At 66.0% G+C, this 17,057-nt stretch carries 17 protein-coding genes; 11 read left to right on the forward strand and 6 right to left on the reverse strand.

Going from position 1 to position 17,057, the window contains the following annotated elements:
- From NC4_RS15175 to NC4_RS15180, 3 genes are all read left to right on the forward strand, one after another.
- Positions 1-1,425 (forward strand): MFS transporter (locus NC4_RS15175; protein ID WP_218021147.1); only part of this gene is annotated, 1,425 nt, incomplete at its 5' end.
- Positions 1,415-1,756 (forward strand): Rossmann-fold NAD(P)-binding domain-containing protein, encoded by a 342-nt coding sequence (locus tag NC4_RS41620; RefSeq protein ID WP_218021149.1) that lies wholly within the window; start codon positions 1,415-1,417, stop codon positions 1,754-1,756. The genes NC4_RS15175 and NC4_RS41620, both read left to right, overlap by 11 nt.
- Positions 1,757-1,771: 15 nt before the next feature.
- Entirely contained in the window at positions 1,772-2,626 is an 855-nt protein-coding gene (locus NC4_RS15180; protein ID WP_218021156.1) for an FAD-dependent monooxygenase, read from the forward strand.
- On the opposite strand, the gene NC4_RS15185 is transcribed toward NC4_RS15180, so the two are convergent.
- From NC4_RS15185 to NC4_RS15200, 4 genes are read right to left on the reverse strand one after another with little or no spacing between them, the layout of a single operon-like run.
- A complete protein-coding gene (locus NC4_RS15185) occupies positions 2,587-2,850 on the reverse strand; it encodes a hypothetical protein (protein WP_067538121.1) in 264 nt (87 codons plus the stop codon). The two genes, NC4_RS15180 and NC4_RS15185, sit on opposite strands and share 40 nt — an antisense overlap.
- A complete protein-coding gene (locus NC4_RS15190) occupies positions 2,843-3,892 on the reverse strand; it encodes a sigma-70 family RNA polymerase sigma factor (protein WP_067538124.1) in 1,050 nt (349 codons plus the stop codon). The genes NC4_RS15185 and NC4_RS15190 overlap by 8 nt, the downstream gene beginning before the upstream one ends.
- Before the next feature lie 9 nt (positions 3,893-3,901).
- The gene (locus NC4_RS15195) at positions 3,902-4,903 is read right to left on the reverse strand and encodes a zinc-binding dehydrogenase (RefSeq protein ID WP_067538127.1); all 1,002 of its coding nucleotides are present in this window, start codon (positions 4,901-4,903) and stop codon (positions 3,902-3,904) included.
- A gap of 47 nt (positions 4,904-4,950) precedes the next feature.
- Entirely contained in the window at positions 4,951-5,415 is a 465-nt protein-coding gene (locus NC4_RS15200) for a hypothetical protein (protein ID WP_157554753.1), read from the reverse strand.
- Positions 5,416-5,580: 165 nt separating this feature from the next.
- On the opposite strand from NC4_RS15200, the gene NC4_RS15205 reads away from it, so the two are divergent.
- The 3 genes from NC4_RS15205 to NC4_RS15220 all read left to right on the forward strand — a co-directional run bounded on the left by NC4_RS15205 (position 5,581) and on the right by NC4_RS15220 (position 10,100).
- Positions 5,581-5,964 carry a hypothetical protein gene (locus tag NC4_RS15205; protein WP_067538131.1) on the forward strand — a complete coding sequence of 128 codons (384 nt, stop codon included), beginning with the start codon at positions 5,581-5,583 and terminating at the stop codon, positions 5,962-5,964.
- A gap of 576 nt (positions 5,965-6,540) precedes the next feature.
- Positions 6,541-6,849 carry a hypothetical protein gene (locus NC4_RS15215; protein ID WP_157554755.1) on the forward strand — a complete coding sequence of 103 codons (309 nt, stop codon included), beginning with the start codon at positions 6,541-6,543 and terminating at the stop codon, positions 6,847-6,849.
- Entirely contained in the window at positions 6,849-10,100 is a 3,252-nt protein-coding gene (locus NC4_RS15220; RefSeq protein WP_067538139.1) for a WD40 repeat domain-containing protein, read from the forward strand. Before NC4_RS15215 ends, NC4_RS15220 begins: the two co-directional genes overlap by 1 nt.
- Before the next feature lie 27 nt (positions 10,101-10,127).
- On the opposite strand, the gene NC4_RS15225 is transcribed toward NC4_RS15220, so the two are convergent.
- Positions 10,128-10,808 carry a response regulator gene (locus NC4_RS15225; protein ID WP_067538142.1) on the reverse strand — a complete coding sequence of 227 codons (681 nt, stop codon included), beginning with the start codon at positions 10,806-10,808 and terminating at the stop codon, positions 10,128-10,130.
- Positions 10,809-10,996: 188 nt separating this feature from the next.
- Between NC4_RS15225 and NC4_RS15230 the strand changes: the two genes are divergently transcribed.
- The 4 genes from NC4_RS15230 to NC4_RS15245 all read left to right on the forward strand — a co-directional run bounded on the left by NC4_RS15230 (position 10,997) and on the right by NC4_RS15245 (position 14,638).
- Positions 10,997-11,908, forward strand: coding sequence for an ATP-binding cassette domain-containing protein (locus NC4_RS15230; RefSeq protein WP_067538695.1), 912 nt, complete (start codon positions 10,997-10,999; stop codon positions 11,906-11,908).
- Positions 11,905-12,720, forward strand: coding sequence for an ABC transporter permease (locus tag NC4_RS15235; protein ID WP_084529147.1), 816 nt, complete (start codon positions 11,905-11,907; stop codon positions 12,718-12,720). Before NC4_RS15230 ends, NC4_RS15235 begins: the two co-directional genes overlap by 4 nt.
- Before the next feature lie 45 nt (positions 12,721-12,765).
- Positions 12,766-13,761: an LLM class F420-dependent oxidoreductase gene (locus tag NC4_RS15240; RefSeq protein WP_067538146.1), complete on the forward strand. Its 996-nt coding sequence runs from the start codon at positions 12,766-12,768 to the stop codon at positions 13,759-13,761.
- A 388-nt stretch (positions 13,762-14,149) separates the two neighbouring features.
- Entirely contained in the window at positions 14,150-14,638 is a 489-nt protein-coding gene (locus tag NC4_RS15245; RefSeq protein ID WP_281186298.1) for a PadR family transcriptional regulator, read from the forward strand.
- On the opposite strand, the gene fabD is transcribed toward NC4_RS15245, so the two are convergent.
- Positions 14,639-15,607, reverse strand: a complete 969-nt coding sequence (fabD, locus tag NC4_RS15250) for an ACP S-malonyltransferase (RefSeq protein WP_067538155.1) — start codon at positions 15,605-15,607, stop codon at positions 14,639-14,641.
- A gap of 611 nt (positions 15,608-16,218) precedes the next feature.
- Between fabD and NC4_RS15255 the strand changes: the two genes are divergently transcribed.
- Positions 16,219-17,013 (forward strand): SDR family NAD(P)-dependent oxidoreductase, encoded by a 795-nt coding sequence (locus tag NC4_RS15255; protein ID WP_067538159.1) that lies wholly within the window; start codon positions 16,219-16,221, stop codon positions 17,011-17,013.
- The last annotated feature ends 44 nt before the right edge of the window (positions 17,014-17,057 follow it).

A 17,057-nucleotide genomic window follows, 5' to 3' on the forward strand; every position in this document is an offset into this window, starting at 1 on the left:
GGACCGCATACGAGATGGAACGGGCAGCTCATCGTCCTGGTGGCGGTCCTGGCCATGGTGAACTTCGTGGTCGACTCGGCGATCACCGCGCCGCTGCTCGTCCTTCCGGCCATGCTCGACCATTTCGGTACCGACGAGGCGGCGTGGCTCAATGCCACCGCCATGCTGGCGGGCGTGCTGTGGGCGCCGCTGCTCGGCAAGAGCGCCGACATCTACGGCAAGCGCCGGGTGCTCGTCCTGACCCTGCTACTCAGCGGTGCGGGCGCGCTGCTGTGCGCGGTCGCCCCGAGCATCTGGATATTCATTCCGGGCCTCATGCTCCAGGGGGCGGCGCTGGCCGCCATGTTCCTCTCCGTCGCGATCGTGCGAGGTGTGTGCGCACCCCGAATCGCGATGATCATCGTGGGCATCGTGACCTCGGGTTCCGCGGTGCTCAATATCGCACCCCGGTTCCTCGTCGAGCGGCTGGCGACCGAGTACGGCTTCCAGATCCTTTTCCTCGCATCGACTTTCGTCGCCGTCGCCATGGCGATCTGCGTACGCTTCGTCATTCCCGAATCCCCGAGCACGACGCCGGGCACGATCGACGTCGGCGGCGCGCTGCTCCTCGGCGGAGGTCTCGCCGGGGTGCTCGGTTACCTCAGCCTGGGCTCGGTCCTCGGCTGGCTCGCGGCCGGACCGATGGCTCTGCTCATCGGCGGCGGCGCGGCGCTGGCCCGGTGGTTTCTGGTGTCGAGCCGCAAGCCCGACCCCCTGATCGACGTCAGGAACCTCGGTGGGCCCTTGATGCTCACGCTGCTCGTCGTATTCCTCGGGGCCGGTTCGTATCAGAGCATGTTGCAACTCCTCCCGCTCATCGGTGACGTCTCCGCCGATCAGGGACTCGGGTACGGACTGGCCGACCAGGGCTCGGTGGCCCTGTTGCTCGCGGCGCCGGGACTCGGGGTCATGCTCGGCGGTCCGGCGGCCGGATGGCTCGATGGGCGCATCGGACCGGCCCGGACATTGGCCGGGACGATCCTGCTCGGAACCGCGGTGAGCGTGGGGATGTTCCTCGGGGCCGCGCGGCTGCCCGCCGCGCTCTGCTTCGCGTTCCTGCTGGGTGTCACGGTGGGTTCGCTCGGGACGTCCGGCTTCAATATGGCCGAGAGCCTGGCGCCCGCCGAACGCCAGGGCATTGTGTCGAGCCTGGTCATGGTGATGGTCTCGATCGGCTCGGTGGTGCTGAACTTCGCGGGCGCGGCCGTACTGGAGTCGACCGCCGTCGTCGTCGACGGTGCGACGGCGAACTCGGCCACGGGTGTATTCACCTATATCGCAATGGCTTCCGGCGCGTTCGCGATCGCCGCGGCGCCCGCTCTCGCGCTCGTGCGGGGCACCCGGCGCGGCCGCCACTCGGCGGGGCGGTTCTCTCGTGTCGCATAACAGAGTCCTGGTTTCCGGTGCGAGCATCGCGGGACCGGCCGTGGCCTACTGGCTGCACCGGTTCGGCTTCGCGGTGACGGTGCTGGAGAAGGCCGAGGGAGTGCGCGGCGGTGGGTACCCCATCGATGTGCGCGGCGCCGCGGTGGAGGTGGCCCGGCGTATGGGGATCCTGCCGCGGCTTCGGGAGGCGCATATCGAATCGCGCCGGATGACCTTCCTCGAAGCCGATGGCAGTGTGGCGGTGGCGCTTTCGCCGCACACGGTCTCCGGCGGCGTGCAGGGGCGTGATATCGAGGTGCCGCGCGGGGAGTTGACGGAAGTGCTGTTCTAGGCGGTCCGCGACGACGTGGAGTTCGTATTCGACGACTCCGTCGACACGCTCACCGAGCATGAGCACGGTGTCGACGTCGCCTTCCGCAGCGGAGCGCGGCGCAGCTTCGATCTGGTCCTCGGCGCGGATGGGATGCACTCGCGCACAAGGGAACTCGTATTCGGCCCCGAGCAGCTGTTCCGCCACCATCTCGGGTACTGCTTCGCTCTGTTCACCATGCCCGACATCTTCGGGCTCTCCCGTGAGGTGACCGTCTGGAACAGACCCGGCAGGGCTGCGGCGCTCTACGCCGCCGGAGACAGCGACGAGGTGCACGCACTTCTCGCCTTCGCGCACCCCGAACCGCACTACGACGTCCTCCGCGATCCCGGGGCCTTCCGCGACCTCTTCACAACCACTTTCGCCGATGACGGCTGGGAAATCCCGGCCGTGGTCGCCGCCATGCGCCGCGCGAGCGACCCGTTCTTCGACACGGTGAGCCAGGTTCGTATGCCGCGCTGGTCCAGCGGGCGGATCGCGCTCGTCGGCGATGCCGCCTACGCCCTGTCCTTCCTGACCGGGCAGGGATCCAGCCTCGCCCTCGTCGGCGCGCATGTGCTCGCCTGCGCGCTGGCGACCCATCGCGACCACGCCGCCACCTTCGCCGCCTACGAGCGCGACCTGCGTGGATTCGTCGAAATGAACCAGGCGCTGGTCGGCGCGGGCGATGCGGCGCTTTTCCCCACGACTGCGGCTGCCCTCGAAAGACGCAATGCCACCCTGCGCGGCCTCACCGCCGCGCCCGCGGGAACCGGGCGCCCGGCACACACCGCCATCGAATTGCCGCGGCCTCACTGCGGTGCGCGCGGCACCGGTGTCCAGCGCTGCTGAATGAATCCGATCGCGGCGGCGTCGAGTACGTACATCTCCAGGTATCCGCAAGTGGTGCAGGCGAACTGCCACAGACCGGTGGTGTTGTGACCCTGGAGGATGCCGCGAAAGCCGGGGCCGGTGTGTGGCATGAGGACGGCGTGTGAATCTTCACCGAGCCGCAGGCCGTTCTGGGCGGCGTGGACCGTGGGCGCGGAGCATTTCGAGCAGATTCCGTCACGCATCCTGGGATCCTGGCACGAAGTTCGGGTGAGCGCCCGGGAAGCCGAATGTCGTGACCAGCGTGGGGTCGTCGTGAAAGGCGACAATGCGGGACACGCCGGTCGGTGTGGGTTCCAGGACCACGATGCCGGTCGCGCGGAGGGCGCCGGTCGCGTCGCGGTGGTATACGGCGGCGGCGGGCTGGCCGTTGGCGATGGTGGGGATCATGCGCCAGTCGCTCGCTGCGCCGAGCACGTGGGCCGCGAGCATCCGGATGCACATCGAACGGCCCGCCTGCCAGTCCCGGAACGGTGTCGCCTCCAGGGTGGCGTCGGTGCGCAGGACCTGTTCCAGCAGTGTGGCGTCGGCGCGTTCGAATGCGGCGATGTAGCCGTCGAGCAGTGCGCGGGCGCGCGGATCGGTTGGCTCGAGCGGTTTTTCGGGCTTGGGATCGAGCTCGTCGAGTTTGGCGCGGGCGCGCTGCAATCCGCTCTTGACCGCCGCGGTGGTGGTGCCGAGGATTGCCGCGGTCTCGGGTGCGGAGAACGCCATCACCTCGCGCAGCAGGAGAATCGCGCGCTGGCGGGCGGGCAGGTGTTGCAGGCTCGCGATGAGGGCCAGCCGCACCGATTCCCGGGTGACCGCCACGGCGGCCGGATCGTCGTCGGCCGGGGCGATCCACGCGTCCGGCAGCGGCTCCAGCCACGAAACCGTCCCCTGCACAAGAGGATTCGGTGCACGATCGGGCCCGTCGTACGGACCGCCCAGCCCGGAGGGCAGCACTCGGATGCGGCGCGACTCCAAGGCCGTGAGGCACACATTGGTGGCGATCGTGTAGAGCCAGGTCCGAATCGATGCGCGGCCTTCGAACCCGGCGTAGGAACGCCACGCCCGCAGATAGGTCTCCTGCACCAGATCCTCGGCATCGTGCGCCGAGCCGACCATGCGATAGCAGTGCGCCAGCAACTCCCGGCGAAACCGCTCGGTCTCGCCGAACCCGTCCCGATCCGGCACCGCCTGCGACTGCGACTGCGACTGCGACTGCGACTGCGACTGCGAGGTCATACCCCGAGCCTAGGCGGGCAGCAGGGCCAGTTTGCCGACGGTGGCCCTGGAGTCCAGCTCCGCCAAGGCCTTCGGACCGTCGGCCAGTGCGTAGGCGGTGGGCTGTCCCGGCGGCAGCACGCCGGTCGCGATGAGCGCACCCATCTCCCCCATGAGCTGTCCGAACATGTCCGGAGCCGACCGCATCAGCACACCGATATTGAGCCCGACGAGGTGAACCTGATGCTCGTACACCAACTCCCAGTTGGTGATCGCGGCCTCACCGCCCGCCAGACCGAAGACCACGACCCGCCCCGTGACCGGTCTGGCCGCGGCCACGCTCGCGGCCAACCCGGCCCCGCCCGCCGACTCCAGCACCAGATCGGCCCCGGCCCCGCCGGTCAACCGCAACACCTCGTCGGCGAGACCGTCCTCGAGCGAATTCACAACGTGGTCAGCACCCAGCGCCCGCACCGTCTCGTGCTTATCCGGCGACGCGGCGGCAATGACCGTCGCACCGTAATGCTTGGCCATCCGCACCGCCGCCTGCCCGGTCGCACCCGCCGCGGCCTGGATGAGCACGGTCTCCCCCGCTACGAGGCCGCCCAGCGGCCTGAGCTCGGCCAGCGCGGTAGGCCAATTCACGACCATGCCGAGCGCCTGCGCCGCCTCCCACCCCGCGGGCACCGGCACCGCCGCGGCCGCGGGCAGCACCCAATACTCAGCGAAAGCCCCGTCACCGACACCGATCACAAGCGCACCCGGCGCTGGTTCGCGCACCGCCTCCCCTACCGCGACGACCTCCCCCGCCGCCTCGAACCCCGCCAGATACGGCGGCCGCGGACCACCCCGGAATCGCCCGTGGGCCTTCGACACATCGGCGAAGTTGACCCCTGCCGCAGTGACGCGAATCAGAACCTCGCCCCGACCCGGCACCGGCACCGGCACCGCCGCATCGCTGATCAGGCGCATATCCTGCGGGCCGTCGAAAGAGGTCTGCTCCAGGGCGCGCATGGTGGTGGGAATGCTCATGACAGGTAGACCCGAACCGCGCCCCGAAGGAATCGGCGATGCCCGAACTACGCCACGAAATCGGGGCTGTAGATCCGGATCAGGCCATTGCCGTCCTTGGTGATCTCGGTATAACTGGCATACCGATGCCCGGCCACGACCGCTGCCGCGTCGATCCGCAGCGGCGGCGACGGATAGCTGCCATTGAAACAGGGCATGGCCCCGCTGCTCGCGACTTCCTCGTTCGCCACGGTCGTATACGCGTCCTTGTCGATCACCTTCACCACCATAGTGCAGTTGTCGATGGTCGACCCACCGGTCTTAACGGTCAGGCTGCCATACGCCACCAGCTTCCCCTCGTACCGATAGACGCAGGATTCGACCTCGGCCGACCCGTCACTGGTCAAGAAGACCCCGGAACAGGATTTGGGCACCTCCCACTCCGGCGGATCCGCCGGAGCCGTCGGCGCGAGCACGAAAACCGCTGCGGCACTGACAACCCCGCAGGAGACGGCACGGGAGAACCTACTCATGGACATCACAGACCTCTCGAGTTCCAGCCCAATGTCGAATTTGCGCGGGCGTCCAGTTCATAACAGTGTCAAGCAAATTACGTTGCAGCCCAGGGTTATCAAGCGCATACGATTGGTTTGCTCGTACGCCGCACCGTGCATGATTCAAGGTGTAAGGATGCACGCATGCCCGGCCTTCTGGTCAGCGCATGCACGAATCCTGCGTGGTATGCGTCGCTGACTTTCACTGGAATCTGCACAATCTCCGGCGCGTTCGTCGCCGCCGCAGCAGCCTGGGCTGTCGCCCGGCGTTCGACCTCGACCGCAGACGCCAACCGCGCCGAGGAACGTCGGCGACACGATGTCGACCAGCAATGGAAGATATTCGAGTTCATCCAGAAGGATGAGCGTGCACCGCTTCGAACTCGGGCAGGGTGGCTGCACAGCCTCAGTGACCGCGCGGCCGAACTCGATGCCGTCGACCTTTCCAGCAAGATCGGCGAGTATGCCGATTTTCTTCTGATACAGGCGCATATACCACCGACCGAGGGCAATCAGGAAGGCGCCTGATGTCGACGAACATGGGCCCCTTCACCAACGAATCACCGCACGAGTACGAGGAGGCTGTACGCGAACTCGCCGAACTCGCCGCGCGCGAAGCCGAGCGTCGCGGCGTACCCGTCTCCGCGGAAGCCGCACGCATTCTGAGTGCCCCTCCGGGGACGATAGCCGCAGCGCAGGCTCGCCGGATGGCGTCCCTGACACAGTCCCAGACTGTGGGTGACACCCCGAATGAGCACTCGGAGAACCATGACGAGGCCGTACACGAGCTCGCCGAACTCGCCGCCCGGGAAGCCGAGCGCCGGGGTGCACCCGTCTCGACGGAAGCCACCCAAGTTCTGGCTACACGCCAATCACCAACCTGCACTGTCGTATCCGGTGACAGCGACGAACGCACCGCGACGGTGACCGCGCTACCGCGTCGATCGGATGCTCTGGCAACATTCCACGCACCACGAGGCGAAGGCCGCCAGTTCGGACCTGCCTCGCCGCAGATACGAGGATGCGCGCCTCGGTGTCGTTCTCGAGTGCGCGCTCACCGATCGCGGACGCACCCGGGTTCGAGTCGAGATGCGAAGGGCCGGTGTGAAGGTGGGCGAGGTGTGCCATTTACGCGCCGATCGCGGTGACCATCGGGATCTGCTCCTGCTGCTGATCGAGAACGCGGCGGAGGGAACTCTCGTCGGATACCTCGATACGTCCGCAGAAATATACTGGGCTGACCTGACACTCGTAGAGTTCGTCAGCGTATCCGGGATCCAGGTGGAGGATTCCGCGGCAGTCACCTACGCGGTCAGCCATTCCACCGCCGTTCTCGCTCTGACATGGGACCAAGCCGCGGCAGCCCTCGCCCTGTCCGATCCGATCCGCGCGGCAATCGAGGCTGGGCAGTGATGGCCGATCCTGAGAGGCCCGCCGGCGGTGACATCGACACGGCGTTTCTTCGCGACAAGCTGACAGGCCGACACCAACTCTGGTTGACCCTGTGCCGCAATGCCATTGCGCAGGGACCAGATGCCGTGACCGAACTCGCGGCACCGGACCGACCCGAGTACGCGGCATTCAATGAGTCCACGAACCGACGGAAGACACCGATCCGCGGGAGGACCATCCCTGATCTCTCTGCGGCACAGGCGATCTTGGCATTGTCGGCGGGCATCACAGGCATTGGAGACCCCGAGTCCGCATGTCGGGAAATTCTCGTCCACGCCGCCGAATCCGGGTTGATCTCCGCCGATGTGCCGCTTCTGGCGGCGGATTCACCCGCGCTCGTGGGCAACAAACGCCTGCAGGAGATCGTCGCCCACTTGTTGGCTCAGGAGTCCGAACCAGCCCGTGGTTATGTCGTCATGCTCGCCCTCGAACTTGCCGGTGCCCGTCCCAAGCGAGCCCGATCCGCGACCGCCCGTGTCCTTTTCGCCGAGCGGAAACAAGACGGCCGGGGAGCCGCAGGCTTGCTGCGGCTCCACCTACTGAAGAAGGGTCCGAGCGGACTGCATCCCGATCCGGCGGTCATGAGCTTCCTGCAGGCCGACGGCTCGGTTCCGGAAAGCATGCGTGCGGCGTGGGAGACCAGTCGCTTGGCGGGCATGGGCGTCTGTGTGGTGTGGTCGGTCGTCGCCATGGATGGCGATCCTTGCAATTCGATTGTCGGCGGCTCCTTGGGTGCGGCCCTCGCGGTGGCCTTGGACGATCTTGCGCCCCGGCACCCGAGACTTCGCCTGCTGCGCCCGAAGAAGCTCGACGCCAAATGCGCGGTAACCGCGGCCATGGACGGCACTACCCTCGTCGGCGTCAGTGGTATCCCGGAGAAACTGCAAGCCGCACATCGGCACAAACTCCGCGTGGTGGTCGCCGCAGACGATCGCGCTGCGGCCGAAGCAGCCCGGCCCCAGGGCTACCGCAAGACGATCGATGGCGCGGCAGATCTCTCCGAAGCAATCGAAAAGACACGGACCCGATTGAATTGGGCCCTGGTGGCTGCCAATACAGCGCTTCTCCTGGCGATCGTCGTTGGCATCGTCATCACCTCTACCGTCGTCAATGCGCGAAACGATGCCGAGGCGCGACACCGGGAGGCGGTCGCACAGCGGCTGCTCACACAAAGTTCCGAGTTGCTCAATGGAACCGCTGCAGGCGGTGACGCGACGGCCATCCGGCTGGTGCTGGCCGCGCAAGCGCTCGCGCCCGGCTCGGCGACCGACAATGCAATTATCGCCACGCGTCACGACCGGCGGCGGTTGCTGTCCGTCGCCGACACGACGGAAATGGTTGCGGCGGTAGCCTTTACTCCAGACGGCACCACTGTCCTGTCCGGAGGCAAGGATGGGCTGATTCGACGCTGGAACGCCCGAACGGGACGGCCACTCGGCGAACCCTGGACCGGCCACACCGGCGCGATCACCGGAATCGTGGTCACTCGCGATGGCAGTCGGATCGTCACCGGCGGTGTCGACGGGACCGTCCGGATATGGTATGCGCGTACAGGTTTCGCGGTCGGCGAACCTATCCATGCCGACCCCAAAACCGTCTTGTCCGTCGCGGTCAGCCCGGACGGACGGCGCATCGTATCCAGCGGCATCGAAGTGACGCCGCGCATCTGGGATCTCGAGACCGGCCTCCAGATCGGCACTCCCTTGACCGGTCACCGCGGATCGGTGTGGAGTGTCGCATTCAGCCCGGACGGACATCGGATCGCCTCGGCCAGTGCGGACAATTCCGTTCGCTTGTGGGACGCAGATACCGGCCAACCGGTCGGCGCTCCGCTCACGGGCCACTCGATGTATGCCATGAGCGTGGCGTTCAGCCCAGCCGGAGACAGTGTGGTTTCGGGGAGTCAGGACGGCACTCTACGGGTATGGAACACCTCCACCGGAGCTCTCGTCGGCATGCCGATAAAGGGCCACAGCAACTCCGTTGACACGGTGGCATTCAGCCCGGACGGAACCCGCATCGTTTCGGGAAGCGATGACACCTCGGTGCGGGTGTGGGACGCCGCCTCCGGAGCGCAGATCAGCGAATCGTTCGACGGCCATACCGACGTTGTCTGGGCGGTTGCTTTCAGCCCCGATGGCAGCCGCATCGTATCCGGTGGCCAGGACGGCACCGTTCGGATCTGGGACGCCACCGATCTTCCTCTGACAGGGCACACAGGCTGGGTGAACAACATCGCCCTCGATCGCTCCGGCGCTCGCATCGTCTCTGTCGGCAATGACCACGCCATTCGCATTTGGGACGCGACCACCGGCAAAGCGATCGGCGCACCGATCATCGGAGGGACCACGGACATCATCAGCGTCGCGATCACTCCCGATAGCACTCGCATCGCCGCAGGCGATGCGGAAGGCTTGATTCGCTTCTGGGATATGGCAACCGGGCAGAGCATCGGCGAGCCCCTTCGCGGCCATACCGGCGCCGTCATGACTCTGGCGTTCAGCCCGGACGGGAGTCGGCTCGTGTCAGGGAGTACCGACAAAACGGTGCGCCTGTGGGACCGAGGTAACGGCAATCCCATCGGCGAACCGATCTCGGACCACACGGGAAGCGTTCTCGCGGTCTCCTTCCGACCGGACGGCAGACAATTCGCATCCACCGGCCAAGACATGACTATTCGGCTGTGGGATGTGGATACGCGCCAACCTGCCGTGCCGTCGCTCACCGGGAATACCGAAACGGTGTCGAGCCTGACCTTCAGCCCCGATGGACAGCGCATTCTCTCCGGTGGTGTCGATCGGACCGTACGGATATGGGATGCGAACACGCGGAATCAAATCGGCACGTCCTTCACCGGACACGCGGACACGGTCTTCGCCGTCGCCTTCGACCCGACCGGAAGGATCGCCGCCTCGGCCGGAATGGACAGCACGGTCCGTTTGTGGGACACCACAACCAGGGAATCGATCGGTGACCCACTCGTCGGTCACGCGGCGCCGGTGACCAGTCTCGTCTTCAGCATCGACGGCACGCGGTTGCTGTCCGCGAGTCGTGATGGCACGGTTCGGTTCTGGCCCATGTACGAGCCCGATCCCGCGGCGCTGTGCGCCAAGCTCGGATCGAACATGAGCCTCGAAGAATGGCGCACCCTGGTCGACCCGAGCATCCCGTACGTGAAGGTCTGCTCTGATCTCCCCGACCGCCAGGACTGACACCACGCAGCCGGTGCCCGAAACGGGTCAGCGGGGGTTGACCAGGCGGGTTTCGTAGGCGTAGATGGCGGCTTGGGTGCGGTCGCGGAGTTGGAGTTTGTCCAGGATGCGGCCTACGTGGGTTTTGACGGTTTGCTCGGAGATCATCATTTCGCGGGCTATTTCGGCGTTGGAGAGGCCGCGGGCTATGAGGACCAGGACCTCGGTTTCGCGGGTGGTGAGGTCGGCGGGTTTTTCGGCGGAGGGGGCGGGGCGGTCCTGGCGGGCGAATTCGGAGAGGAGGCGGCGGGTTACGGAGGGGGCCAGGAGGGCTTCGCCGGTGGCCACTATGCGGACGGCGTCGCCGAGGGATTGGGCGGAGGATTCCTTGAGGAGGAAGCCGGAGGCTCCGGCGCGCAGGGCGGCGTAGACGTAGGCGTCGAGGTCGAAGGTGGTCAGGACGATGACCTTGGTGGGGCCCGCGGCGGTAATGGCGCGGGTGGCTTCGATGCCGTCGCAGACGGGCATGCGGACGTCCATGAGGACGACATCGGGTTCGTGGCGCTCGGTTTCGCGGATGGCCTGGCGGCCGTCGGCGGCCTGGCCCACCACTTCGATATCGGGTTGGGTGTCCAGCAGGACGGCCAGACCCTCGCGGACCAGTTCCTGATCGTCGGCGATCAGGACGCGGACGTTCGCCGATGCGTCGTGGACCTCGTTCTCCGGCAACGGAATCGACCCCTCCTGCTCGGACGGCGCAGACACACTGCGGCGTCACGGACTCGTACCACCCTGTGACACACAGTAATCGCGTGAGCGCGGGCGGTGCGGATCGGCGGGTCCCTCTCAGGGACTACTCCGAAACTTGGCTCTGACGATGGATGTGGCTCAATGCTCCGAAAAATACGATCGGATGCATGATCGAAGCACGCAGCTTGACCAAGTACTACGGCAAGACTCGGGCCATCGAAGATCTCACCTTCACTGTCGAACTCGGCCGAGTCACCGGGTTTCTCGGGCCGAACGGCTCGGGAAAATCGACCACCATGCGGCTCATGCTCGGCCTGGACACCCCGACATCGGGCGAGGTCAGCCTGGTCGGCCGCCGCTACAGCGACCTCACCTACCCCCTGCACACCGTCGGCGCGCTGCTCGATGCCGGTGATGTGCTGCCCTCCCGCACCGCCGCCAACCATCTGGCATTCCTGGCGGCCAGCAATGGCATTCCGCGCCGCCGTGTCGACGAGGTGCTCGACCGGGTCGGCCTGTCCGATGTCGGGGATATGCGCGTCAAGGGCTTCTCCCTCGGCATGCGGCAGCGCCTGGGCGTCGCCGCGGCGCTGCTCGGCGATCCGTCGGTGCTCATTCTGGACGAACCCGTCAACGGCCTGGACACCGAGGGCATTCGCTGGATCCGCCAGACCCTGCGCGCCATGGCCGACGAGGGCCGAACAGTACTGCTGTCCAGCCACATGATGAGCGAGACCGAACTGGTCGCCGACCATCTGCTCGTCATCAGCCGCGGCACCATTGTCGCCGACGAGCCCACCGCCGATTTCGTGGCGCGCAATGCCGAACCGCGCGTGCGGGTGCGCGGCAGCGATCTCACGGCGCTGGCGCAGCTCCTCGGCGACCGCATGGAGATCCGCGGTGACACCGCCACCGTGCGCGGTATCCCGTCCCGTGAGATCTGGCGGGCCGCCGCGGAGCGCGGCATCGCCCTCGACGAACTGACGCCGATCAACGCATCGGTCGAAGAGGTCTTCACCCAGCTGGTCTCCGGCCAGCACACCTTCCAGGACCGCGAAGTACTCCAGGAGTCGGCATGACCACCACCGCGCCCGCCACGACAACAAAGACCACCACCACCGCGACCCCGTCCGCGCCGACCTGGGCCGTGATCCGCTGCCAGGCCGCCTCCGAGCTGATCAAGATCCGGTCCTCCCGGGCGCTCTGGCTGCTGCCGACGCTGGCCTTGCTGATCGGCCCGCTGACGGCGGGGGTCGTGGGCCTGTCCAACAGCCTCGAAACCACCGATACGGTCATCGGCGGGGCCTTCACCGCAATGACATTGCCCATCGCGCTCATCGGGGCGTGGGGCGCGCTGGTCATGTCGACCGAATACACCTCGGGCACCATTCGATCGGTGCTCGCGGCGACACCGCAACGAGATGCCCTCTTCGCGGCCAAGGTCCTTGTCACGGGCGGCATCAGCACCCTCGTGGGCGCGCTGGCCACGACCCTCACCTATCTGGTCGGCGTGCTGGCCATCGATGGATCCAAATACGCTGCCGGTGAACCGTTTCCGGGACTGCTCGGCATTGTGGCCGTCTTTCCCGCGGTCGCGCTGTTCGGCCTGGCGCTCGGCTTCCTGCTGCGCAGTTCCGCCGGTGCCGTGGCCGCGGTGAGCGCGCACGTGGTTTTGCCGGAAGCGGCCTCCGCCACGGCATTCGGAGAATTGCACAAACTGGCGACCATTCAGGCGCCGAGTGCGGTGGTCGGAAAACTGTCGCAAAGCGCGGATGCCGCACCGGAACTCATCGGCGCACTCGGCGGCTGGCCGCGGCTGGCGATCGTCGTCGCCGTCACGCTGAGCGTATTGGCCCTGGCGCGCCGCGCCCTCCATCGCAGAGACGTCTGAATTCGCAGGATACGACCGCCGATTCATAAGACATTGGGAGCAGAGATGACACACGCAGCTGGGCGAGCCATCGTCCGCCTCGGATACCAGATGCCCGACTTCAATTTCGGCGCCGCCGTCGACGAGATCTTCCCGGCCGTTGTCGCCCAGGCTCGGGAGGCCGAGCGATCCGGCTTCGACACACTATTCCTGACCGACCACTTCTATCAGCGATTCGGCCCGCCGTTCGGCCCGACGCTCGAGGCGTACACGACACTCGGCGGAATTGCCGCCAGCACCGAGAAACTGCAACTGTCCACCCTGGTGACCGGCAATACCTATCGCAATCCCGCCTTGCTCGCCAAGACCGTCACCACCCTCGATGTCATCAGCCGGGGCCGCGCCATGCTCGGTATCGGCGCGGGCTGGTTCGAACTCGAACACCTCTCCTACGGCTACGAATTCGGCACCTTCACCGATCGCTTCGAGAAACTCGACGAGGCGCTGCAAATCATCACCCCGATGCTGCGCGGCACCCGCCCGAGTTTCGACGGAAAACACTATCGGGTCTCGAACGCCATCAATGAGCCCCGCATGCGCAATGATCTGCCCATCATGCTCGGCGGCCAGGGCGAAAAGAAGACCTTCGCGCTCGCTGCCCGCTACGCCGATCACCTCAGCATCGGCTGCGACGCGGTGGACCTGCCGCGCAAACTCGAGGCACTGCGGCAGCGGTGTGAAGAGGCCGATCGCGAGCGCTCCACCCTCGATGTCAGCTACCTCGCCTTCGTGGCCATGGACGAGAGTTCCGAACGCGCGCACCAGGTCGTGGACGAGATGTTCGCCGCCCGGGTCGGCGATCCGGCCAAGGTCGGCCGAGTGCGCGCCTCCATGGACGGCAAGCTGTTCATCGGCTCGCCCAAGGAAGTGGCGCAGCAGATCTCCGATCAGGTCCTGGCGCACGGCGTCGACGGACTGGTTGTCAATATGGTGGCCAATGGGCACCGGCCCGGTGTCCTCGAGATGGCCGGCGAAACCCTGGGCGACTTGCTCCGGTCCTGACGGCCCGGGTGCCGGACAACACGAATCTTGTTGTGCTGCAACCGCTTCCGACACGCTCCCGCCGAAGCAAACGGAGCGGAGAACCCCTCCCCCGAGTGGCGTGTCGTCGCCACTCGAGCAGTGCTGTCGCGCGTTGACAGCCCCACAGTCCGAAATGTATAGCCCGGCCCACAGGATGAGACCCGGATAGCGGAGTATGTGATTTTCTCAGTACTCGAACGAATTTCACACCATCCGGGGCGGGGCCGCGCCGCTCGAGTAGCGACCGGCGTGGCGCGCCGTCATAAGCGACGCCCCGAAATCCATACGCCGCTATCCGATATAAGAGGAGTGAGCTGCTTTGTCGAATCTAAAGCTCAGCCCGACATCATATTTGGTCCTCAGTTTGGTGGCACGTACGGGACCATGCACACCGTTCGATATCAAGAAACATGTGGACCGATCGATCGGCTTCTTCTGGTCCTTCCTGCACTCCCAAATCTACGCTGAGCCAGAGCGTCTCACCGAGAAGAAGTTGCTGTCCGGATATCAGGAGCCCACGGGACGCCGACGACGGATCTATAGTATCACCGATCTCGGCAGGGCAGAACTGGAAGAATGGCTCTCCTGCGGCGCGGACTCGCCGACGCACGAGCTGCGCGACAGTGGTTTGCTCAAACTGTATTTCGGCAGTCTCACCTCGCCGCAGGACGTCGCCAAGGTGGCCGATGGCGAGAAACTCGCACATCAGCAACGCTTGGATCGCTATCAGAACGCACACAATTCGCTGTCCCGCGATCCGGACAGTGACGCCAATGAACTGCTCGTGCTCGAATTCGGCATTCGCTACGAATCACTGGCCGTCGAATTCTGGGATCGCATCGAGCAGCGCCGCTGATCACACCGCCTCGGCGGCGGGCACCGCACCGAGCTCGGCGACGATCGCCTGGATCCGCCGCGCCTCCCCCGCCGAGTAGCTCGCGATCTCCGGATAGGCCCGCTTGCACAGCCCGGTGAGCACCCGCCCCGGGCCCACCTCGACGAAGGCGTCGACGCCGAATTCGCGGACCGTGCGCAGGGATTCACTCCAGCGCACGGATCCGGCGAGTTGCGCCCGCAGCGCGGCCCGCGCCTCCTCCCCCGTCCGCACCGGCCGCGCGGTGACATTCACGATCACCGGAATCACCGGATCGGCGAACCGGACCCGGGCGAGCTCCGTGGCGAACTCGGCCTCGACCGCGGCCATCATCGAACTGTGGAACGGCGCGCCGACCTTGAGCCGCTTCACCTTCACCTCGGGCAGACCGAGTGCGGTTGCGCGGGAGGTGAATTCCGTGACCCCGGCCACGCTGCCGGACACCACGGTCTGATCGTCGGCATTGAAGTTCGCGACCTCCACCACCGCGCCGGTGTCGGCGCGGACCGCCGCGCAGATCCGCTCGACCTCGGCGCCGGGCAGTCCGAGCGCGGCGGCCATGGCCCCAGGGGTGGACTCGTTGACCTCCGCCATGAGTATGCCCCGCCGCCGCACCAGGGTGAGGGCGTCGGTCCACTCGAGCACGCCCGCGGCAACCAGCGCGGTGTACTCGCCCAGACTGTGCCCGGCCACCACCGGCTCTGGCAACATTTCGGCTAGCACTCGGTGCGCGGCCAGGCTGGCGACGAAGATCGCCGGTTGGGTGATGTCGGTGCGCTCCAGGCGATCCTCCGGTCCGGCCCAGCACAATTGCGACAACTCGAATCCGAGAATGTCGTCGGCGGTGCGGAACAACGGCGATACGATTTCCGGATAACTGTCGCGCAGATCACGTCCCATCCCGACGCGCTGCGAACCCTGCCCGGGAAACAAAAACGATGTCGATGGCATGTCGATACTCCAACCGATACTACGGGTATCAGAAACTTCGTCGGCCGACGGCCGCACGGCACAGGGGGGCAATTCGTCGCGACATCGAGACCCGCCCCCCGGTGGCGATTATGCGCGCTCGACGGCGGTTGTTCAATTGCAAGCTCGAATTGAGCCGACCGCCGCCGCGCGGACAACACATTCATGTGTCATGTCATGCACCTCAAATAATGCCATCTGGTCTGTACTTCTCTTTGCGAAGAATCTCGTATTCGAAAACAAGTCGTACGACCGACCAATTAATCCCCATTGATACGAATCGGTGAATTTCAGATGTCGCGAGACTTCTCAATACCCGCTTGCGGGCGCGCGACCACGGCATTCGCGACGCGGGGCGGCCTGCCCCCGAATATGTCGGCTACCTGCACGATCACATCCGGGGGAACAATGAGATGCCAAGTAGCGCTTGAGAATTCAGCGACCGTTCGAACCGGATTATTGTGACGAGCGTCACGTTTTATCTAGTTGTAGCACCTTCATTCGCACTGGATCATCGGTTTCGGAAAGTGTGGATGCGATCGTCCGATCCGTACTGTGCCACCTTTCCGTAGCTGACCCCGGGGAGGGATCACATGTCAGCAACTCACTCCGGCCGGGCCGCATTGGTAACCGGCGGATCAGGTGGGATCGGTCGCGCGATTTGCCGCCGACTGGCCTCGGAAGGCGCATTCGTCGCCGTCCACTATTTTCGCGGCGAAGCGGCCGCACAGGAAGTCGTCGCGGACATCGAACGTGACGGCGGAAAGGCCATCGCAATACGAGGTGATATCTCCTCCTACGACGAAGCCGAAGCGGTCGTCGCGGAGACCCTGGCGAATGCCGGACGCCTCGACATCCTTGTTAACAATTCGGGCATCACCCGCAATCAACTGATCATGCAGATGACGGAAAGCGATTGGCTCGATGTCATGCGTGTCAATTTCGGAGGCGTTTTCAACGGCACCCGCGCCGCCAGCGTCGCGCTCGCGCGGCAGGACGGTGCGGCCATTGTGAATGTCTCCTCGGTCATGGGCGAACGGGCCTGGCTCGGCGCCTCCGGCTATGCCGCCTCCAAGGCGGCCATCAACTCCTTCACTCGGGCATCGGCGCTCGAGTTCGCCAGATTCGGGATCCGAGTTAACGCCGTGCTACCCGGCTTCGTGGAGACCGAGATGATCGCCGACGTGCTCAGCGCCGGCGGCGGCGACGGCATCATCTCCCAGGTGCCCGTACCGGGCGCCACCACGGTGGATGAGGTCGCCGAACTGGTCCCCTTCCTCGCCGCGCCGCATACCGCACACCTGAGCGGCGCCCTGATTCCGATCGACGGCATGGGCGGGGGCACCCTGCTGCTCGGCAAACCACTGAAGAAGAACGCCCGCCGCTAACCAGCGGGCGCATCTGTACCCGTGTGCCACCCGTAATCGACGGG

This window comes from Nocardia crassostreae, from assembly GCF_001613405.1.
GTDB classification, from domain to species: Bacteria; Actinomycetota; Actinomycetes; order Mycobacteriales; family Mycobacteriaceae; genus Nocardia; species Nocardia crassostreae.